This window comes from Pseudomonas sp. RA_15y_Pfl1_P11 (genome assembly GCF_963970975.1).
In the GTDB taxonomy this organism is placed as follows: Bacteria; Pseudomonadota; Gammaproteobacteria; order Pseudomonadales; family Pseudomonadaceae; genus Aquipseudomonas; species Aquipseudomonas tritici.
In genome coordinates this window covers 115,674-136,413 of record NZ_CAXAOY010000014.1, presented here as the reverse complement: position 1 = coordinate 136,413, position 20,740 = coordinate 115,674, and the positions used below count along the sequence as shown (strand labels likewise).

The following is a 20,740-nucleotide window of genomic DNA, read 5'->3' as shown; positions in this document are numbered from 1 at the left end:
GAGCTTCTTCTTTGGGAGGCTGAAAGATAAGCACTGGAGCGCGTTAAGAAAAGCGCCTTTACCGGCTATTTACCTTGGGCTTAAAACTGTAAACATCTGCGCTTAGTCCGTTCGCCATTTCGCTAAGCACCTGAGCGACAAATAAAAACGGCCTGGACTAGGCCAGGCCGCAAGCATGCATCATACGTGTTACTGCCAAACGACAGTAACGTACCGAAACAGTTACTTCAAAACAGCCAGGGCTGCCTCGTAGTTTGGCTCCTGGCCGATTTCGCTGACCAGCTCGCTGTGCAGCACATTGTCATGTTCGTCCAGCACGACAACGGCGCGCGCGGTCAGGCCTTTGAGCGGGCCATCGGCAATCGAAACACCGTAGTCCACCGCGAAATCCGAATCACGGAAGTCGGACAGGTTCTTCACGTTTTCCAGGCCTTCGGAGCCGCAAAAACGCGCCTGGGCGAAGGGCAGGTCGGTGGAGATGCACAGCACAACAGCGTTGGTCAGCTCGTTGGCCTGGGCGTTGAATTTACGCACCGACGTGGCGCAGGTCGGGGTGTCGACGCTTGGGAAGATATTCAGCACTTTGCGCTTGCCGGCAAAGGTCGCCAGGGTTGCGTCCGACAGATCGCCGGCAGTCAGGGTGAAATCAGGGGCTTGGGTACCGGTTTTCGGCAATTCGCCTTCAACCTGGACAGGGTTACCACGAAGGGTGACTTGAGCCATGAACGGAATCCTTATGCTGTGTTGGGTTTAACGAATTCGAGAGGCCGAAGTTAACCACAAACTGCTCAGAGGACCTATGGCAAACACATTATTTATAGAAATACGGGCGCCGGCATCTGCGATGCCAGACGCCCACTCGACTGTTAAATATTAAAGCGCTGACTGACTGTCCTGCGGTCATCAGGGCCACCCATGTCAAAAATGAACGTCACGAAGATCTCAATCCAGATGGAGCCTCCCACGGCCATCGTATGGGTGGTATCCCAGACATGCCATTGACCGTCCTGCCGCCTGTTATCAGGGGAATCGACCTTCCACTTTGCATCATTCTCGGCTTTTACCTCGAAATTGATGTTTGCACTGTGGCGATTACCATTGGCGGTGAACATGTACCTGAGCGTTTGTACTGTCAGACTGCTGCCCACTCGATTCCAGCGCATTTCGAGATTGCCGGTGTAGCCGCTGGCACTTCCTGAAAATGTATCGCCTACCCAACTTGCGGGGGCCGAAGTTTTTTTGTCCATTTTAGATGTGCTCCTCGGATGATGGTGAATTCCCCCACGCCAGAGGCCCGGGAGACGCCTCATCAGACTGCCTGCCCCGCCTACGCTGCATAACTGTGATAATTGACAGTCAGTTAGTTCATTTCGCGATCATCGAGCAGTCAATCTCTGACGTTCAGGAAACGCGTAGGTGTCGTCACTCCATGTTTTAATGCTGATTTTTGCCGGCCATGCAGCCGGAACACGTGCAAGGATTCGAGTTAATGAACCACCGCGCCACCAAAGTCCTGGTCATTGGTTATGTCTGGCCGGAGCCCCGTTCTTCAGCCGCAGGCGGGCATATGATGCAGATTCTTGAGAGTTTTCTTACGCAAGGCTGGGACATTACCTTCAGCAGCCCTGCGACCATTGGCGAGCACAAGGCCGATCTGCCTGCCCTGGGCATAGCCGAATGCGCAATCGAATTGAACAACAGCAGTTTCGACGATTTTATACGCGAACTCGCGCCGGATATCGTGCTGTTTGACCGTTTCATGATGGAAGAGCAATTCGGCTGGCGCGTCGAGAAATGCTGCCCCAACGCTCTGCGCGTACTGGAAACGTCCGACCTGCAAAGCCTGCGCGATGCGCGACATCAGCGCCTCAAGGATCACCTCAAGGCCCACCCCGACAGCGACGACTTCAGCGCGCTGTTTTCCCCGGCATTGCACGAAGAATTCCAGCTGATGGCCGACACTGACCTGGCCAAGCGCGAAATCGCGGCGATCTACCGCTGCGATATCAGCCTGATGATTTCCGACGTGGAAATCCGTCTGCTCACGGAGCACTTCAACGTGCCAGCCGCCCTGCTCCACTGGTGCCCGTTGATGCTGGAATCGCCAACCGAGCTTTTTGCGCCGTTTGAAGACCGCGCGCACTTCCTCAGCATCGGCAACTTCCGCCACGCGCCCAACTGGGATGCGGTGCTCTGGATGAAAAACAGCCTGTGGCCGCTGATACGCCAGCAATTGCCGGGGGCGCAGCTGCATATCTATGGTGCCTACACCCCGCCCAAGGCCACGGCGCTGCACAACCCGGCCCAGGGCTTTCATGTGATGGACTGGGCCGAAGATGCGCTACACGTCATGACCGCTGCACGCATCTGCCTGGCGCCCTTGCGTTTCGGCGCCGGCATCAAGGGCAAGCTGGCGGACGCGATGCTCTGTGGCACGCCGAATATCACCACGCCCATCGGCGCCGAGGCGATGGGTGATGAGCAACCGTGGCCCGGGGTGATTGAACAAAGCGCACCTGCACTGGCCGCCGCCGCCGTGGCGCTCTACCAGGACCGCGAACGCTGGACCCAGGCCCAGGAAAACGGTCGCCAGTTGGTGGCGCGCCGCTACGACCAGAACATTCATGGCCCCGCGCTGGTGGCATGCTTGCAACACTGCCGTAGCCATCTCGCTGCGCATCGCAGGGACAACTTCACCGGCAGCATGCTGCGCCATCATGCCCATAAAAGTACCCAATACATGTCCCAGTGGATCGAGGCAAAAAACCGCAGCGTATAAACACCAGCGCTGGCGAGGTCACGTGCGAGGGGGCATTATCCTACGCGGCAACCACAATAAAGCGACGGCAGCATGACCCGAGCAACGCGAATCACCGACCCTTCCTACGAGTTGATGGACGATCACAACGGTCTGTCCATCATCTATCGCCAGCACGGCTTCCCCTGCCCGCTGGTGCGCTGGCACTTTCACAAGGAATTCGAGCTGCACCTGATCGTCGCGAGTTCCGGCAAGGTGTTTATCGGCGACTATATCGGCAACTTCTACCCGGAAAGCCTGTTTCTCACCGGCCCCAACCTGCCCCACAACTGGATCAGCCAGATCGAGGAAGACGAGGTGGTGCCCAAGCGCGACATGCTGGTGAACTTTACCGATGAGTTGCTGGAGAACGGCAGCCACATTTTCACCGAACTCAAGACGCTGGCACCGCTACTGGAACGGGCGCAGTACGGCATCGAATTTCGCTGCAAACGCACGATTGCCCAGGCGATGACCTTGATGCAACGCATCGAGGATGCCCAGGGCATGGCGCGCCTGGGGCACTTCTTTATTTTGCTGGAGGTGCTGAGTGCCTGTGAGGACTACCAACTATTGTCCGGTGCAACGACCCCGCAACTGGCCGACGAGCACAGCATCGACCGCACCAACCGTGCAGTGGATTACATATTTGCTCACTACGCACGCGAGTTGCCGCTGGAAGAAGTCGCGGCCTACCTCGGGATGAAGCCCACGTATTTCTCCCGGGTGTTCAAGCAAGCCACCGGACGCACCTTCATCGAGTTCGTCAATCGGCTGCGTATCAGCAAATCCTGTGAACTGCTCGCCGACGGCGACAAACCGGTGACCGATGTGTGCTTTGAATCGGGCTTCAATAATATTTCCAACTTCAATCGGCGCTTCCAGCAGCTCAAGGGCATGACGCCGTCGCACTACCGTCGGTTGGCGGTGCAGCGCTTGACAGAGCAGAACCTGGCTTGACCGCCCGTCGCTACTGTCAACTTTGACAGCTATACGCGCCACACCCAGGGGTGTGTGATTTCCTTACCCAGCTTTACGCTGCATAAGGAGCGCTCGCTATGAAAAAATTCACGTCCTCCAACTTGCCTTGCCCTGTCTGCAAACCCCATCGCCATGGGCCAAAGCCCCCTGTCATTGTCGACCCGCTGGACCCACCCTTCGTCAGCGACGCAGTACGACCGATTCCAGGCGCTGATAGCGGCTTGAATATTCGACTGGTGGAGCCCTGGCTTACGGTGCGTTTCAGCAAGTGGTTCAACTTCAACGAGGGCGACACGTTCAGGTTATTCATGGGCAGTTTCACCTACGCCATTGCTGCCGATGAGGTCAGGCACGAGGACTTGGATCCGGATAAGAATTTTTTAACGCTGGTGATCCCTGAGGGGTTGGTTCCGAGGGGCTTTGTTTATCCGTGTTTTGGCCAAGTGAAGAGAGTGGGCAGCGACACCCCGAGCACCTCCCCTTATGAAACCTGGCTTGTTAAAACCGACCGTCCCGGCGGCGTCAGCACCAATCCCTACTATCACTCGCGCCTGGTCATCCATCTACCGCCTGATCTGGTGGGGGGTGTACTCGACCCCGAGCGGGCTGAGCAAGGCGTTGACTTGACGGTTGATCCTTACCCGAACATGGCGTTGGGAGACACTGTCGAGGTGTGGTGGAACGGTCACCCAGTGTTCCTAGAGATTGATCAAGACCACCTCGACGGTATCAAGCCGATTGTCGTGCATGTACCGGAAGCAATCATCATCGCCGGAGGCAGCGGCGTGGTGGTGATTTACTTCCGGGTCTTCGACATCGTGTTCAACTACTCGGGGGAAGTGCCGCAGTGGTCGAAGCCTGAGAAGGTGGAAGCCGATCTGGACCTATATGCGCTCGAACGGCCACACTTGGTGGTCAACGGGGATTCAGTGACTGAGGTCAATGTAGACCTTGTTGGTGATGGCCCCTATGAAGGGGAGGTCTTCGTTCCCAGAAAGCTACCCGATGGCACGACCACGCCTGTCGGCACGTTGATCCACCTGACGCTCGTCGTGTTCGATGATAATGGCGAAAATACCGTCACCCCATTACCCCCATTTCCCGCTCGAATCGGCCTGTCGGCCACCACCGACATTGACCCCAAATATATTCAACTGGCGGTTAACGGCCGCGCCCAATTGTTCTACACACTGACCACCGCCACTGGCACGCTCCTCGGCACCTCGCGACGCTTGAACGTCCCGGTTTCAGGCACGAAAAAGTCGATGCCGGCAATGACCATCGATAAAAGCGAAGGTGGCTTTATCGATCCATCGATCGAACATTTCCAGGCTTTCTTCCCGAAATTCTCCCCCTATAACGCTGACTGGAGCGTCATCTTCCGCATGGAGGCCCTGGACTCGACAGGCCGGCTGGTCGAGTACGAAGAAGAATTGCTGGCTGGCGCAAAAGAGCCACCCCCGCCCCCTCGCACAGTGCTCCAGGAGCAGTTTTCGCGTTTCATCGGGCTGGGACTGGTCCGCGTGTTCTACCTCGTCAACGACGGCCAAATGCGGATCATGGGGCAAGGCATTCACGCGGTGCGCAAATCCGAGGTTCTGGAAGTAACTTTCGGCGCAGCAGTACGCTCAATGCCCGAACCAAAACTGCAATACGCAGACCTGTTCAAGAACTTGGACATTGATAGCATTATCGGCACCACGCTCAACTTGACCTTGACCGAAACGCGTACGTTCCCTGGCGACATTCTCGAGTGGTTTTGGAGAGGTTCTGCCAGCAACGGCTCCGTCAGTGATGACGTGACACTCAACTCATCGACAGCGGGCAGGCAGGTCGTGATCCCAGTAGAGGCGAAATACGCCATTGCCAATAACGATGGAGAAATTCGTCTCAGCTACACACTCCAACCGGCGGATGGCAGCGCGAAACGCTTTTCGGATGTTCTGCTCATCACAGTGGGAAAAGCACTCGAACTGACACGACCGGAAGTCGCAGAAGCAACCCGCTATCCCGACCAACTGGCGGCAGTTGCCGCTACGCAGGGAGCGACGGTCGTGGTCGATATTGCGCAAATGCGACCCACTGACCAGATCGAGACCTGCTGGAGAGGAATCCCAGAAATTGGTACCTATTGCGAAACCCAGGATGGCAATACATCGAAAGTCCTGCATATCGACATCGCCCCAGATGTAGTGGGTGCCAACATCCAGGAGCAAGGGCGCTTTATCACAGTGCAGTACTTCGTAATCCGGGGCCTGCACAGAACGCCTTCGCCCGTGTTGAACCTGGAGTTGTTACCACCGCCATTCCCCAAACCCTATCTGGAGGGCCATGCGTTGGATGCGGTGCTGGACATCAGCACACTGAAGGGCACCGAACGCGCCTTTGTCGATCGCTGGTTCTTCATCCATCACTTTCAGCGGGCGTGGTTCGAAATGCTCGGTACCTATGCAGACGGCAATCAGTTTTACCATGCCTTCTACTATGGGGACCTGGTGGGACTGGACGGCGAGCAGAACGGTCTTCATCCACTTGCACCCATTGCGCAAATACGCAAGCTCTTGGACGGCACGCAATTGACCATGCGCTGCGCAGTCACTTTCGACCAGAGCCCGGACCTGTCCAATGCTGTAAGGTTTTTGCAACGCGACTACACCGTCAGGGCCTTGCCTGCGCAGTACCCGGTGCCCATCTTGGAAGAGGCAAGCGGGTCCGGCACGTTGGTGACATTGGCGCCGCTGAATGCACAATACGGTGCGAATCTGCGGGTGAGCTATGGTCCGATGAGCACCACCGACAAGATCTATGTGGAAGTTCTAGGCAGTGCCGGCGCCGGCTCGGCTACCATCGGGCCGATCTACGGGGAAACCGATGGCACCGTCATTGTTCCCCTGGACGCCCCATTGATTGCCGCCAATATCCGCAGCACCACGAGCCAATTCACAATCAGGTACACGGTTACCAAAGGTACGGATACCCGGCCCTCTGTCTTGCTCACGGTGAATCTTGAACCGTTGCCTCAATCCGAGTTGAAAAAAACCGTGATCAAGATCGATGAAGCCACACCTGCCGGCGTGATCGATTTGGACACATTGATCGGTAATGCCACCGCCAGGGCGACGACCTGGCCATTTATTGCACGGCACCAACCCGTATGGTTCAAATTGTTCGGTACCGACCGCGACGGTAAGGCGCACAACTTGACCCTGCTGGACGGTACGGTCTATGGCGAGGTTGACGCTGCCTGGATCAGCCAGGGTTATCACCTGGAGACGGTGTTGAGCAGTTACCTGCACGACCTAGGAAGCAACAGCCTGCTGACCCTGCAGTTAAAGGTGGCGTTCAACGGCGTCAGGGATGAGGGGCAAGCGATTGAGTTTCCGCCAACGCGTTACACAGTAAAAAACGTGATGGTTCACGACTGCACGACATTCACCAACAATTACGTGAATTACTGGCTCAGTGAGTGGCCTGATGTGGGCATCCGACGCGAACCCAATGGCAACTTCTTTTGGCAGGCAGGCCCCATGACTGCCAACGGGGTCCGACTGTACAAAACCTTGACGCCTGCCACCGCAGGCTATTACCGGATCAGTTTCAGGTATCGGATCAACAAGTTCGCCGCCATTGGCGCGCCAACGTTCATTGAAATCCGGCTGGGCACACTCAACAGCACGCCTCAGGTCCCCGCTATCAATACCTGGCTGAATGTCGACATTCCGCTCGGCTACTTACCCGGCAACCCGTTTGTCGCCTCGATAGCCTTCAGAAACCCAACCACCGGCGGGATCTATGACCTGGATGATATTTGCATCATCCAGACCCCCTATCCGATATGAGGTAGATGCAAACAGGGATCAGTACATGTACTGATCCCTGTGCACTTTCTTGTTTATCCTGCTAATAAATAGACCCAGGCAAACATGTCAGGGCTTTACACACGCTTGTAACGGTTCGCTGAACTCCAGTCCGGTGGGGCAAGTGTAGGGATATTGAAGCCACCGATTAATGTTGGCGTTCCAAACACATCGGTAGAACCCGCCCACCCTGTCTTGACTTTTAAAATAGCCCGCTACCCTGCAAGGAAGCTCAAGTGTTTCCGCAGGTTCCGTTAGCTGCGTATTACAGGCGCTGATCGAAACAGCAATGACCAAGCCCACTGCGATTTTATAAAGTGCGTTGTTTTTGAGGATTGCGCGAGAACCGTTCATAAACATCTCCTAGTTGGGTTGTGCCGAACCATTAACCCTCCAGTGCTCATAAGCGTCTACTGTCAGAACTAACAGGTCGGCGCCACTGTAGGTGCCGTTGAACCTTTGCAGGCCGAGTGCAAAAAAGTATCAGTCCCAGTGCTCCCAAGGATTTGTCACAGCGCCATTTGAGGGCTGTAATCAACGCACACTCTTCCTGCTGTCGTGGAAGACACAACAACAATAACTGTCCTTCTGTAGCCCCTGGGCGCAGAAATGGAGTGCGCGATGAAGTTCACAGCAAAAGCTCTAATTGCCTTTTCTTGCATGACCCTCAGCGCCGTCAGCCTTGGCGCGCAAACCCTGACGATTGCGACCGTCAACAACAGCGACATGATCCGCATGCAAAAGCTATCGAAAACCTTCGAGGCCGAGCATCCGGAAATCAAGTTGAACTGGGTGGTGCTCGAAGAAAACGTACTGCGCCAACGCCTGACCACTGACATTGCCACCCAGGGCGGACAGTTCGATGTGTTAACCATCGGCATGTACGAAGCAGCACTTTGGGGTGCCAAGGGTTGGCTGGAGCCGATGAAGGACTTGCCGGCGTCCTACGACCTCGATGACGTATTCCCTTCGGTGCGTGACGGTCTGTCTGTCAAAGGCTCGCTGTATGCCCTGCCGTTCTACGCCGAAAGTTCGATCACTTATTACCGCACCGACCTGTTCAAAGACGCCGGGCTGAGCATGCCCGAGCACCCGACCTGGACCCAGATCGGCGAATTCGCCAGCAAACTCACCGACAAGACCAAAGAGCAATACGGCCTGTGCCTGCGCGGCAAAGCCGGTTGGGGTGAGAACATGGCGCTGATCACCACCCTGGCCAATGGTTACGGGGCGCGCTGGTTCGACGAGAAGTGGCAACCGGAATTCAACGGCCCTGAATGGAAGGAGGCGCTGAACTTCTACGTCGACAACATGAAGAAATCAGGCCCGCCGGGTGCCTCCAGCAACGGTTTCAACGAAAACCTGGCGCTGTTCAACAGCGGCAAGTGCGCAATCTGGGTCGACGCCAGCGTCGCCGGCTCGTTTGTGACCGACGACACCCAAAGCAAAGTGGCTGACCATGTCGGCTTCACCTTTGCCCCGCACGAAAAAACCGACAAAGGTACGTCGTGGCTGTACTCCTGGAGCCTGGCAATCCCTACCAGCTCCAAGGCCAAGGACGCCGCCAAGGTGTTTACTACCTGGGCCACCTCCAAGGAATATGGCGCATTGGTCGCCAAGACCGACGGCGTTGCCAACGTACCCCCTGGCACGCGCAAGTCGACCTACAGCGACGCGTACATGAAGGCCGCGCCGTTTGCCAAGGTAACCCTGGAATCGCTGAAAGTGGCGGACCCGACCAAACCAACGCTCAAGCCGGTGCCGTATATCGGTATCCAGTTGGTCACCATTCCTGAGTTCCAGGCAATTGGCACCCAGGTCGGCAAGTTCTTCTCGGCCGCTCTGACCGGTCAGCAGACGGTGGATGCTGCACTGACCGCCGCGCAGACCAACACCGAGCGTCAAATGAAGCGGGCGGGTTACCCCAAGTAAGGTGAGCCTTCCACTGTAAATGTGGGAGCAAGCCTGCTCCCACATTTGACCGCACTCCGATTCTTGCTCTGTACCGGTCTCGAATACCATGAATACAACACCCAAAAATCGCCTGGCCAACCCCGGCTGGTTCCTCGTCAGCCCCTCCGTGGCTTTGTTGCTGCTGTGGATGATCGTGCCCCTGAGCATGACCCTGTACTTTTCGCTGATCCGCTACAACCTGCTCTACCCTGGCGAAAACCAATTCGTGGGGCTGGAGAACTTCACCTACTTCATCACCGACTCGGGCTTCCTGCCAGGTGCCACCAATACTCTGTTGCTGGTAGGCAGCGTGCTGCTGATCAGCGTGGTGTTCGGCGTGTTGATCAGTGCCCTGCTGGAAGCCAGTGAGTTCTTCGGTCGCGGCCTGGTGCGGGTGTTGTTGATTTCGCCCTTCTTCATTATGCCCACCGTCGGCGCGCTGATCTGGAAGAACCTGATTTTCCACCCCGTGTCGGGGATTCTCGCCGCCGTGTGGAAGTTTTTCGGTGCCGAGCCGGTGGACTGGCTGGCGCACTACCCGTTGCTGTCGATCATCATCATTGTGTCGTGGCAATGGCTGCCCTTCGCGATCCTGCTGTTGATGACTGCCATGCAATCCCTCGACCAGGAGCAAAAGGAAGCCGCACGCCTCGACGGTGCCGGCGCCATCGCGATCTTCTGGCACCTGACGCTGCCCCACCTGGCCCGCCCGATCGCCGTGGTGGTGATGATCGAAACGATCTTTCTGCTCTCGGTATTCGCCGAAATTTTCACCACCACCAACGGTGGCCCCGGTTACGCCTCGACCAACCTCGCCTACCTGATCTACAACCAGGCGCTGGTGCAGTTCGACGTGGGCATGGCCTCGGCCGGCGGCTTGATTGCCGTGGTCATCGCCAATATCGCGGCGATCATCCTGGTGCGGATGATCGGCAAAAACCTGACTGACAAGCCTTGAGGGCCGCGCCATGACGCTTCAACAATCCCGCCGCCTGCAAAGCCTGCTGCTTGGCACATTGGCCTGGGCCATCGCGATCCTGATCTTCTTCCCGATCTTCTGGATGGTGCTGACCAGCTTCAAGACCGAAATCGACGCGTTCGCCACACCGCCGCAGTTCATCTTCACGCCAACGCTGGAGAACTACCTGCACATCAACGAGCGCAGCAACTACTTCAGTTATGCGTGGAACTCGGTGCTGATTTCCTTCAGCGCCACGGCCCTATGCCTACTGATCTCGGTGCCGGCCGCCTACTCCATGGCGTTCTACGAAACCAAACGCACCAAAGGCACGCTGTTGTGGATGCTCTCTACCAAGATGCTGCCGCCGGTAGGCGTGCTGATGCCGATCTACCTGCTGGCCAAGAGCATGGGCCTGCTGGATACGCGCATTGCGCTGATCATCATCTACACCCTGATCAACCTGCCGATCGTGGTGTGGATGGTTTACACCTACTTCAAGGACATTCCCAAGGACATCCTCGAAGCCGCCCGCCTGGATGGCGCCACTCTGTGGCAGGAAATGGTCCGCGTACTGCTGCCGATCGCCAAGGGCGGCCTGGCGTCCACGGTGTTGCTGTCGTTGATCCTGTGCTGGAACGAGGCGTTCTGGTCGCTGAACCTGACTTCGTCCAGCGCCGCGCCGCTGACCGCGTTGATCGCCTCCTACTCCAGCCCTGAAGGCTTGTTCTGGGCCAAATTGTCCGCCGTCTCGACCCTGGCCTGCGCGCCGATCCTGATCTTCGGCTGGATCAGCCAGAAACAGCTGGTGCGCGGTTTGTCCTTCGGCGCCGTGAAGTAACGGCTGCCTAATAAAAAATTCAAAGCGGAGGCCCATCCCATGGCCAACCTGAAAATCAAGAATCTGCAAAAAGGCTTCGAAGGCTTTTCCATCATCAAGGGCATCGACCTGGAAGTGAACGACAAGGAATTCGTAGTATTCGTCGGCCCCTCGGGCTGCGGTAAGTCCACGCTGCTGCGCCTGATCGCGGGCCTTGAAGAAGTCAGCGAAGGCACCATCGAGCTGGATGGCCGCGACATCACCGAAGTCACCCCGGCCAAGCGTGACCTGGCCATGGTGTTCCAGACCTACGCGTTGTACCCGCACATGAGCGTGCGCAAGAACATGTCGTTTGCGCTGGACCTGGCCGGTATCGACAAGAAGCTGGTGGAGAGCAAGGTCAGCGAAGCGGCGCGCATTCTCGAGCTGGGCCCGTTGCTGGAGCGTAAGCCCAAGCAGCTGTCCGGTGGGCAGCGTCAGCGTGTGGCGATCGGCCGCGCGATTGTGCGTAACCCGAAGATATTCCTGTTCGATGAGCCGCTGTCCAACCTCGACGCCGCCCTGCGCGTGCAGATGCGCCTGGAGCTGGCGCGCCTGCATAAAGAGCTGCAGGCGACCATGATCTACGTGACCCACGACCAGGTTGAAGCCATGACCCTGGCCGACAAGGTCGTGGTGTTGAACAGCGGCCGTATCGAGCAAGTCGGTTCGCCACTGGAGCTGTACCACCAGCCCGCCAACCTGTTTGTCGCGGGTTTCCTCGGCACGCCGAAGATGGGCTTCCTCAAGGGCACGGTCACCCGTATCGAAAGCCAAGGCTGCGATGTGCAGTTGGACGCTGGCACCACCATCAGCCTGCCGTTGAGCGGTGCCAGCTTGAGCGTCGGCAGTGCGGTGACCCTGGGCATCCGCCCTGAGCACCTGGAAATCGCCGCACCGGGGCAAACCACCCTGACCGTCACCGCCGATGTCGGCGAACGCCTGGGCAGCGACACCTTCTGCCACGTCATTACCGCCAACGGCGAGCCGCTGACCATGCGGATTCGTGGCGATATGGCCAGCCAGTACGGCGAGACGCTGCACCTGCACCTGGACCCGGCGCACTGCCATCTGTTCGACACCGACGGTGTTGCCGTGGCCCGCCCACTGCGCGCTGCCGCCTGATCTCGCGAGTATTCCGTCATGAAGCTGAATAAACAGAACCTCACCCAGTTGGCACCGCAAGTGAAGCTGCCAACCTATGCGATTGCCAGCACGTCCCAGGGCATTGCGCACATCGGTGTCGGCGGCTTTCACCGCGCGCACCAGGCGTATTACACCGATGCGCTGATGAACACGGGCGAAGGCCTGGACTGGAGCATCTGTGGCGTCGGCCTGCGTAGTGAGGACCGCAAGGCGCGTGACGATCTGGCTGGCCAGGACTACCTGTTCACCCTGTATGAGCTGGGCGACACCGACGACACCGAGGTGCGCGTGATCGGTTCGATCAGCGACATGCTGCTGGCTGAAGACGGCGCCCAGGCGCTGATCGACAAGCTGGCCAGCCCGCAGATTCGCATCGTCTCGCTGACCATCACCGAAGGCGGCTACTGCATCGACGACAGCAATGGCGAGTTCATGGCCCACTTGCCGCAGATCCAGCACGACCTGGCGCACCCCACGTCACCGACAACCGTATTTGGCTTTATCTGCGCCGCCCTGACCAAACGCCGCGCCGCCGGCATCCCGGCGTTTACCGTGATGTCCTGCGATAACCTGCCGCACAATGGCGCTGTCACGCGCAAAGCGCTGCTGGCCTTCGCCGCCCTGCACAATGGCGAGTTGCATGACTGGATCAAGGCCAATGTGAGCTTCCCGAATGCCATGGTCGACCGCATCACGCCCATGACCAGCACCGCCCACCGCCTGCAACTGCACGACGAACACGGCATCGACGATGCCTGGCCCGTGGTGTGCGAACCCTTCGTGCAGTGGGTGCTGGAGGACAAATTCGTCAACGGACGCCCGGCCTGGGAAAAGGTCGGCGTGCAGTTCACCGATGACGTCACGCCTTATGAAGAAATGAAGATCGGCCTGCTCAATGGCAGTCATTTGGCACTGACCTACCTGGGCTTTCTCAAGGGCTATCGGTTTGTTCACGAGACCATGAACGATCCGGTGTTTGTCGCTTACATGCGTGCCTATATGGACCTTGATGTCACGCCGAACCTGGCGCCGGTACCGGGTATTGATCTGACGGACTATAAGCAGACCTTGGTGGATCGCTTCTCCAATCAGGCGATTGCCGATCAATTGGAGCGCGTGTGCTCGGACGGCTCGTCGAAGTTTCCCAAGTTCACCGTCCCAACCATTAACCGGTTGATCGCCGATGGCCGCGAGACCGAGCGCGCCGCGTTGGTGGTGGCGGCCTGGGCGCTGTATTTGAAAGGTGTGGATGAGAACGGGGAGAGCTACAAGATCCCGGATCCGCGGGCTGAGTTTTGCCAGGGACTGGTGAGTGATGACGCGCTGATCAGCAAACGCCTGTTGGGGGTGGAAGAGATTTTTGGTACAGCTATTCCCAACTCGCCTGCGTTTGTGGCAGCTTTCGAGCGGTGCTTTGTCAGCTTGCGTGACAACGGTGTCACCGCAACACTGCAACACCTACTCAAGAAACCGGCTCCCACATTTTGATCGGGTTACCACTCAAACAATAATACTGCTGAGCAAAAATCCTCATGACCCAGCAAAACCTGTTTCTCGGCATCGACTGCGGCACCCAGGGCACCAAAGCCATCGTCCTCGAAGCCTCCAGCGGCAGGGTGCTGGGACTCGGCGCAGCGGCGCACACGCTGATCAGCGGCGCCAATGGCCGTCGCGAACAGCACACCCAGGAATGGCTGGACGCTTTCACCGAAGCCACCCACTGCGCCCTGCAACAGGCCGGTGTGGATGGCCAGGACATCCTCGGCATCGGTGTTTCCGGCCAGCAACATGGCCTGGTGCTGCTGGACGAGAAAGGTCAGGTGCTGCGCCCGGCCAAGTTGTGGTGCGACACCGAAACGGCGCCGGAGAACGACCGCCTGCTGCACCACCTCGGTGGCGAAAGTGGTTCGCTGGAACGCCTCGGCGTGGCGGTTGCGCCGGGCTACACCGTGTCCAAGCTGCTGTGGACCCGCGAACAGCATCCGGACATTTTCGCGCGCATCGCGCACATCCTGCTGCCCCACGACTACCTCAACTACTGGCTGACCGGTCGCGCGGTCGCGGAATACGGCGATGCGTCCGGTACGGGGTATTTCAACGTGCGCAGCCGTGAGTGGGATGTGGCGCTGCTCAAGCACATCGACCCGAGCGGTCGCCTGGAACACGCCTTGCCGGAACTGATCAAGGCCGATCGACCCGTCGGCACTCTCTTGCCCGCTATCGCCGAACGCCTGGGCATCAACCCCAACGCCATTGTCTCGAGCGGCGGCGGCGACAATATGATGGGCGCCATCGGCACCGGCAACATTGCCCCAGGCGTGATCACCATGAGCCTGGGTTCGTCGGGCACCGTGTATGCGTTCGCCGACCAGCCTAACGTGAGCCCGCAGGCGTCGGTCGCCACGTTCTGCTCGTCCAGCGGCGGCTGGTTGCCACTGATCTGCACCATGAACCTGACCAATGCCACCGGGGTGATCCGCGAGCTCTTCGACCTCGACCTGGCCGCGTTCAATGCGTTGGTCGAACACGCCCCTGTCGGGGCCGAGGGCGTGAGCATGCTGCCCTTCCTCAACGGCGAACGCGTGCCCGCCCTGCCCCACGCTACGGGGAGCCTGCATGGCCTGACCATGACCAACCTGACCCGCGCCAACCTGTGTCGCGCGGTGGTCGAGGGCACCACCTTCGGCCTGCGCTACGGCCTCGACCTGCTGCGCCAGACCGGCCTGCAAAGCCACAGCATCCGCCTGATCGGCGGCGGTTCGAAAAGCCCTGTGTGGCGGCAGATGGTCGCCGATATCATGAACACTGAAGTGATCTGCACTGAACAAAGCGAAGCCGCCGCCCTGGGCGCGGCGATCCAGGCGGCGTGGAGTCAATCCGGCGAACCCCTGGCCAGCCTGTGCGACAAATGCGTGAGCGTCGACCCGGCCAGCCGGACCCTCCCGGTGGCGGCCAATGTCAGCGCCTATCAACAGGCATACGAGCGCTATCAGCAGCTTGTGGCAACCCTTTAAGAGCGAACGACTATGTATCTGGTGTGTGGCGAAGCGCTGTTTGATTTTTTCAGCGAAGAAGATGCCAGCGGGCAGGCTTCCAAGGTCAATTACAAGGCGATTGCCGGCGGTTCGCCGTTCAACGTCGCCGTCGGGTTGCGTCGCCTGGGTATCGAAGCCGGGCTGTTTGGCGGTTTATCCAGCGACTTCCTGGGGCGCCGCTTGTTGCAGGTGCTCAAGGATGAAGGCGTGAGCGAGCAGTTCCTGGTGGAATTTGCCGCGCCGACGACCTTGTCGATGGTCGCCGTCGGCGCCAATGGCTCACCGCAGTACAACTTCCGCGGCGAAGGCTGTGCCGATCGATTGTTGGAAATCGCCCACCTGCCGGAGTTGGGCGATGACATTCGCGGCCTGCATATCGGCTCCTTCTCGCTGGTGGTGCAGCCGATTGGCGACACCCTGCTGAGCCTGGTCAAACGCGAAAGCGGCAAGCGCCTGATCAGCCTCGACCCCAACGTGCGGCTCAACCCGCAACCGGACCTCCAACTGTGGCGCGACCGTGTCGCCGAGCTGGCCAAGCATGCCGACCTGATCAAAGTCAGCGATGAAGACCTGCACCTGCTCTACCCCGACCAGTCGCCCGAGAGCGTGCTGCAGGGCTGGCTGCAACATCGTTGTCAGTTAGTGTTCCTGACACGCGGTGGCGATGGCGCCAGCGTATTCAGCCGTCAGCATGGCACCTGGTCTGCACCCGCAGTCAAGGTTGTGATGGCCGACACGGTGGGCGCCGGCGATACCTTCCAGGCTGCCTTGATTGCCTGGCTGACCGAGCATCAGCTGGATTCAGTGCAAGGCCTGCAACAGCTCACGCGCGCGCAGATTGATGCCATGCTGGGTTTCGCCATTCGCGCCGCTGCCCTGACCTGTGCCAAGACCGGGCCCGACCTGCCGTATCGCGAGCAGCTCTGATGAAGGTTTTGTCAGCCAAGTAACCATTAATCGATGGTTAATCCCGCAAGTCGACAGGCAAGTCGTACCCACTTGCGCAGAACCCCTATGACACTACGCACTTTAATGCTCGGCAGCGCTTTGGCGCTGGCCGCAGCCTCAGGCCTGGCCCAGGCCGACGATCAACCCGCCACTGCCAAACCCGTGCCTTACCAGTACGGCATGCCGATGAATATCGACAAGGTCCTGGCGATGAACGAAACCCCGACCGACGAATGAAAAGTCATCAAGGCCGATATCAAGTTTTTGGATAAGGCGGGCAAAGTCGAAGACGTGAGCTACCGAAAAATGTCCGATGCCTGCGACGTCCAAAACTGAGACGTTAAGACAACTGGGCGATACCGTGGGAAAGCCACCAGTAAACATGTAGGAAATACCCCAGAAACTCCCATTTAATCAATGATTAAGGTGGAGAGACAACAGTGAGACCAACCGCATTTCCAAGGCTATTGGCTAAAGGGGCGGTCACCGCTTCATCGCGTTGATGGACCGGACCACTGACGGAGAATCCTCATGAACATGCACAGCGTATTCCTGCTCGGCTGCACCTTGGCGCTCACCACCCTGTCGGCAATGGCACAGGCTGAAACAAAACCCGTGCCGTATCACTACGGCATGCCCATGGACATTCAGAAAGTGATTGCCATGACCGAGCCCCAGACCAATGACTGCAAGCTCATCGAAGCCCAGATCAAGTTCTTGGACAAAGCCGGTGAACTGCACTATGTGAGCTACAAAAAAATGTCCGAGGCTTGCCTGTTCCAAAACTGAGCAGGCTGCAGATAAGGGCGGCGTAATGCGTCAACAGGGGATATCCTTGCGCGCTCGTCAAACGGCTGAAAGGATTCGCCATGCAACTGCGCTTTCACACGCTCGCCCTCTGTACCGCCTTGCTCTGCTTCGCCCTGGCCTTGATATGGGGCCTGCGCCCCGAATGGATGTTGTGGCTGTGGAGCGTGGAGTACGCCAGCCCCACGGGCCTGATTGCCCGACGTAACGCGGCGCTGTTCCTGGCCATCGGCGTGATGTTTTATCTCGCTCGCTATGCACCGCCCTCCCATACGCGACGCGCCATGACCACCGGTTTTATCACCGGATGCCTGGTGTTGGCGGCGCTGGGGTTCAGTGAATGGATAAACGGCAATGCCGGACCCGGCATTCTGCTGGCGGTGGGAACGGAAACCGTATTGGGCCTGGCGTTTATCCAGGCCCACAGGTCTGCGGTCGTCCAACCTCAGGCGTCCCGTTAGTTGTAGCTTCGCCCTGCCACTTGTTTCAGGACGGGTGCCTGGGTGTGCTTGAGGTCTTCACGCAAACCGGTGATCAGGTTGCAGATGGCTCGGCTGCTGTCGAGTTTGTCAGCGTTTATGCCTTTGACTTCCAAATCCACCCGATCACGGTCGCGGTCGTCATAGACTTTGATCGTCAGCGAAGCATCTTCGGCTTTGGTGCATTCACACCGTTTGGGCAGGAAACTTCCTTCAATAATGCTGCGAAGTTCTAATTCCGAAAGCATGGTCAACCTCTCCTTTCTTGCGACTGCCAACAGATTGTTGTGAATCCGGCGAGCGCCTGCCCGCCGCGCCTTACCGACCTTGGAAGACGCTTACTGCACCCAAGCCTACTCGGCAAACTCCAACCTCGTTGTAACGATTCCTCATAAGCAGGCGTCGATTTCATATAACTAAAACTTGAACTTATAGAGGCTGTTAAATAATCATCGAACGGCTTCGATTAAACGTTTAACCCGCTACGTTGTGGAAGACAGCGCCGTGCGCGATCACCCTTTCAGCAACATATCGCAAACTATCAAAGTTGATATTGGCTCCAGAATTAATCGCCACCAGCGTCTGCCCGCGCACGCCACGTTCAGCAACGTGCTTGCAAATCCCCGCTACCGCCAAAGCGCCTGAAGGCTCGGTGATAGAGCGCGTATCGTCGTAGATCAGCTTAATTGCGCTGCAGAGTTCGTCATTACTCACGGTGATGACCTCATCCACCCAGTCCCGGCAGATTTCAAACCCATAGGCGCCGACCTGCGCCACTGCCGTGCCGTCGGCGAACCCGTCAACGCTGGGCAGCACCACCCGCTCATCGGCCCGCAGCGCCGCCAACAAGCAACTGGAGCCCTCGGGCTCGACGCCGATGATGCGCACTTCGGGGCGCAGGTATTTGACGTAGGCCGCCACGCCAGCGATCAAGCCACCGCCCCCAACCGGCACGAAGATCGCGCTCAACGAGCCTTGCTGCTGGCGCAGGATTTCCATGGCCACGGTGCCCTGGCCGGCGATCACCTCCGGGTCATCGAAAGGCGAAACGAAGGTGCACCCGGATGAATCGGCCAACTGCAGCGCGTGGGCCAGGGCAAAGGGGAAATTCGCCCCGTGCAGCACCACTTCGGCGCCCCGTGAACGTACACCCACTACTTTCAACTCCGGCGTGGTGCTCGGCATGACGATCCGCGCCTGAATCCCCAACGCCTTTGCTGCGAGCGCTACGCCCTGAGCATGATTGCCCGCGGAGGCCGTGATCACGCCACGCGCCTTTTGCTCAGGCGTGAGCTGCACCAACTTGTTGTAGGCGCCACGGATTTTGAAGGAAAAGGTCGGTTGCAGGTCTTCACGCTTGAGTAGCACCTGGTTACCCAACAACGCTGACAACGCCGGGGCGGCCTGCAAGGGCGTGCGCACCGCCAAGTCATACACCGGGGCGGCGAGAATCTTCTTCACATAATGTTCAAGCAGGCCCGGGTCGGCGGTGTGAGGCGCGGTACAGGTGCTCATAGGTATCTCCTGGCTTCTTGTAAAGGGCCCGGGAGACGGAAAAACAAAACCCGCCTCTAGGGCGGGTATGGGTACAGCCGTGCGCTATCCCGCCAAATGAGGAACGGCGGTAATAATAATGTTCTGCTGGCTGCACACGGTTTGAAAGGTCATGTGACGAAACTAACCGGCGGCCCGTGACTTCGTCAATGATGAAGCACCATTTAGCATCCGGGGCTTTACGATGGATATACGAAACATATACGATTTGTATATTCATACCGCACAGTGAACATCATGGGCATCGTCAAGATCACCGACCAACTGCACGAACAACTGCGCCTGGCCAGCGCCGCGATGGACCGCTCCATCAACGCCCAGGCCGAGTTCTGGATCAAGATCGGCCTGCTTGCCGAACTCAACCCCAACCTGCCCTACAACGCGTTGATCAACAAATTGTTGCTCGACAAGCCCGACCTGATACGGGGGCGCACTTGATGATCAAGACTGCCCCGCAACTGGCCGTGATGCGTGAAGCCGGACGCCTGCTGGCACAGGTCTTCAGCATGCTCGACGGCTTTGTCGCCGCCGGCCGCTCTACCCTGGAGCTGGACAGCGCCGTCGAAGCCTTCATTCGCAATGAGCTCAAGGCCCGCCCTGCCAGCCTTGGCCAGTATGACTACCCCTTCTCCATCAACACGTCGATCAACGAGGTGGTGTGCCACGGCATGCCCAGCGCCAAGGAGATTCTCAAGGACGGCGACATCATCAACATCGACATCACCCTGGAAAAAGGCGGTTTTATCGCCGACTCCAGCAAGATGTACATGATCGGCACCGTCGCCCCCAAAGCGCGGCGCCTGGTGGAAATGACCTTTGAGGCCATGTGGGCCGGCATCCGCCAGGTCAAGCCCGGCGCCCGCCTGGGCGATATCGGCCATGCCATCCAGAGCCACGCGCAAGCCAACGGCTACAGCGTGGTCCGCGAGTACTGCGGCCACGGCATTGGTCGGCAGATGCATGAAGAACCGCAGATCCTGCACTTCGGCCGCCCCGGCACCGGGTTGGAACTGCGCGAAGGCATGGTGTTTACCATTGAGCCGATGCTCAACCAGGGCAGCAGTAAAGTGCGCAGCCTGAAGGATGGCTGGACCGTGGTGACCAAGGACAACAGCCTGTCGGCGCAGTGGGAACATACCGTGGCGGTGACAGCGGATGGCTTCGAAGTCCTGACCCTGCAAACCCCCTCCTGAACCAAACGGGCGGCGCTTGCCATCGGTCAGCTCAAAGCGCTGGATCATCGCCGGGTCACCAGCCCTGGCTCTGTATGAACGCAAGGGTTACCGGCGATTTGCGCTGACCAACGACTATTACGAAGACCACACTGCGGCCCAGCGCGCGGCAGCCCGCTCATTACAAAAGCCTG

Annotated in this window: 19 protein-coding genes and 1 pseudogene; 15 read left to right on the top strand and 5 right to left on the bottom strand. The window is 58.4% G+C overall.

Annotated features, from left to right (window positions below; translation table 11 throughout):
• Positions 1 to 222 precede the first annotated feature (222 nt).
• Together tpx and AACY44_RS18440 are read right to left on the bottom strand one after the other, a co-directional pair.
• Positions 223 to 723 (bottom strand): thiol peroxidase, encoded by a 501-nt coding sequence (gene tpx / locus AACY44_RS18445; RefSeq protein WP_339418454.1) that lies wholly within the window; start codon positions 721 to 723, stop codon positions 223 to 225.
• A gap of 143 nt (positions 724 to 866) precedes the next feature.
• Positions 867 to 1,247 (bottom strand): hypothetical protein, encoded by a 381-nt coding sequence (locus AACY44_RS18440; RefSeq protein WP_339428002.1) that lies wholly within the window; start codon positions 1,245 to 1,247, stop codon positions 867 to 869.
• A gap of 242 nt (positions 1,248 to 1,489) precedes the next feature.
• Here AACY44_RS18440 and AACY44_RS18435 point away from each other — a divergent pair, with 242 nt between their 5' ends.
• The 3 genes from AACY44_RS18435 to AACY44_RS18425 all read left to right on the top strand — a co-directional run bounded on the left by AACY44_RS18435 (position 1,490) and on the right by AACY44_RS18425 (position 7,617).
• A complete protein-coding gene (locus tag AACY44_RS18435) occupies positions 1,490 to 2,779 on the top strand; it encodes a glycosyltransferase (protein WP_339456548.1) in 1,290 nt (429 codons plus the stop codon).
• Positions 2,780 to 2,851: 72 nt separating this feature from the next.
• Entirely contained in the window at positions 2,852 to 3,757 is a 906-nt protein-coding gene (locus AACY44_RS18430; protein WP_339418448.1) for an AraC family transcriptional regulator, read from the top strand.
• A 98-nt stretch (positions 3,758 to 3,855) separates the two neighbouring features.
• Entirely contained in the window at positions 3,856 to 7,617 is a 3,762-nt protein-coding gene (locus tag AACY44_RS18425; RefSeq protein ID WP_339428004.1) for a hypothetical protein, read from the top strand.
• A gap of 87 nt (positions 7,618 to 7,704) precedes the next feature.
• On the opposite strand, the gene AACY44_RS27780 is transcribed toward AACY44_RS18425, so the two are convergent.
• The gene (locus AACY44_RS27780; protein WP_339428005.1) at positions 7,705 to 7,989 is read right to left on the bottom strand and encodes a chitin-binding domain-containing protein; all 285 of its coding nucleotides are present in this window, start codon (positions 7,987 to 7,989) and stop codon (positions 7,705 to 7,707) included.
• 306 nt (positions 7,990 to 8,295) lie between these two features.
• Here AACY44_RS27780 and AACY44_RS18420 point away from each other — a divergent pair, with 306 nt between their 5' ends.
• The 10 genes and pseudogenes from AACY44_RS18420 (at position 8,296) to AACY44_RS18375 (ending at position 17,802) form a co-directional block, all read left to right on the top strand.
• The gene (locus AACY44_RS18420) at positions 8,296 to 9,567 is read left to right on the top strand and encodes an ABC transporter substrate-binding protein (protein ID WP_370467894.1); all 1,272 of its coding nucleotides are present in this window, start codon (positions 8,296 to 8,298) and stop codon (positions 9,565 to 9,567) included.
• 88 nt (positions 9,568 to 9,655) lie between these two features.
• Positions 9,656 to 10,546, top strand: a complete 891-nt coding sequence (locus AACY44_RS18415; RefSeq protein WP_339418443.1) for a carbohydrate ABC transporter permease — start codon at positions 9,656 to 9,658, stop codon at positions 10,544 to 10,546.
• Between the two features lie 10 nt (positions 10,547 to 10,556).
• Positions 10,557 to 11,387 carry a carbohydrate ABC transporter permease gene (locus AACY44_RS18410; RefSeq protein WP_339418442.1) on the top strand — a complete coding sequence of 277 codons (831 nt, stop codon included), beginning with the start codon at positions 10,557 to 10,559 and terminating at the stop codon, positions 11,385 to 11,387.
• A 39-nt stretch (positions 11,388 to 11,426) separates the two neighbouring features.
• Positions 11,427 to 12,530: an ABC transporter ATP-binding protein gene (locus tag AACY44_RS18405; RefSeq protein WP_339418441.1), complete on the top strand. Its 1,104-nt coding sequence runs from the start codon at positions 11,427 to 11,429 to the stop codon at positions 12,528 to 12,530.
• A gap of 18 nt (positions 12,531 to 12,548) precedes the next feature.
• Positions 12,549 to 14,039 (top strand): mannitol dehydrogenase family protein, encoded by a 1,491-nt coding sequence (locus AACY44_RS18400; protein WP_339418440.1) that lies wholly within the window; start codon positions 12,549 to 12,551, stop codon positions 14,037 to 14,039.
• A 44-nt stretch (positions 14,040 to 14,083) separates the two neighbouring features.
• The gene (gene xylB / locus AACY44_RS18395) at positions 14,084 to 15,565 is read left to right on the top strand and encodes a xylulokinase (RefSeq protein WP_339530806.1); all 1,482 of its coding nucleotides are present in this window, start codon (positions 14,084 to 14,086) and stop codon (positions 15,563 to 15,565) included.
• 12 nt (positions 15,566 to 15,577) lie between these two features.
• The gene (locus AACY44_RS18390; protein WP_339456552.1) at positions 15,578 to 16,513 is read left to right on the top strand and encodes a carbohydrate kinase family protein; all 936 of its coding nucleotides are present in this window, start codon (positions 15,578 to 15,580) and stop codon (positions 16,511 to 16,513) included.
• An 87-nt stretch (positions 16,514 to 16,600) separates the two neighbouring features.
• Positions 16,601 to 16,870, top strand: a pseudogene (locus AACY44_RS18385) (DUF2790 domain-containing protein).
• 195 nt (positions 16,871 to 17,065) lie between these two features.
• Entirely contained in the window at positions 17,066 to 17,323 is a 258-nt protein-coding gene (locus AACY44_RS18380; RefSeq protein WP_339418437.1) for a DUF2790 domain-containing protein, read from the top strand.
• A gap of 80 nt (positions 17,324 to 17,403) precedes the next feature.
• Positions 17,404 to 17,802, top strand: coding sequence for a hypothetical protein (locus tag AACY44_RS18375; protein ID WP_339530804.1), 399 nt, complete (start codon positions 17,404 to 17,406; stop codon positions 17,800 to 17,802).
• Here the strand turns inward: AACY44_RS18375 and AACY44_RS18370 are convergent.
• Together AACY44_RS18370 and ilvA are read right to left on the bottom strand one after the other, a co-directional pair.
• The gene (locus tag AACY44_RS18370) at positions 17,799 to 18,068 is read right to left on the bottom strand and encodes a DUF1652 domain-containing protein (RefSeq protein ID WP_339418435.1); all 270 of its coding nucleotides are present in this window, start codon (positions 18,066 to 18,068) and stop codon (positions 17,799 to 17,801) included. The genes AACY44_RS18375 and AACY44_RS18370 overlap by 4 nt on opposite strands.
• Positions 18,069 to 18,294: 226 nt before the next feature.
• Positions 18,295 to 19,335, bottom strand: a complete 1,041-nt coding sequence (gene ilvA, locus AACY44_RS18365) for a threonine ammonia-lyase, biosynthetic (RefSeq protein WP_339530802.1) — start codon at positions 19,333 to 19,335, stop codon at positions 18,295 to 18,297.
• A gap of 276 nt (positions 19,336 to 19,611) precedes the next feature.
• Between ilvA and AACY44_RS18360 the strand changes: the two genes are divergently transcribed.
• On the top strand, positions 19,612 to 19,812 hold the full coding sequence (locus AACY44_RS18360; protein ID WP_314570019.1) for a ParD-like family protein: 201 nt from the start codon (positions 19,612 to 19,614) through the stop codon (positions 19,810 to 19,812).
• Entirely contained in the window at positions 19,812 to 20,567 is a 756-nt protein-coding gene (map, locus tag AACY44_RS18355; protein ID WP_339436712.1) for a type I methionyl aminopeptidase, read from the top strand. Before AACY44_RS18360 ends, map begins: the two co-directional genes overlap by 1 nt.
• The last annotated feature ends 173 nt before the right edge of the window (positions 20,568 to 20,740 follow it).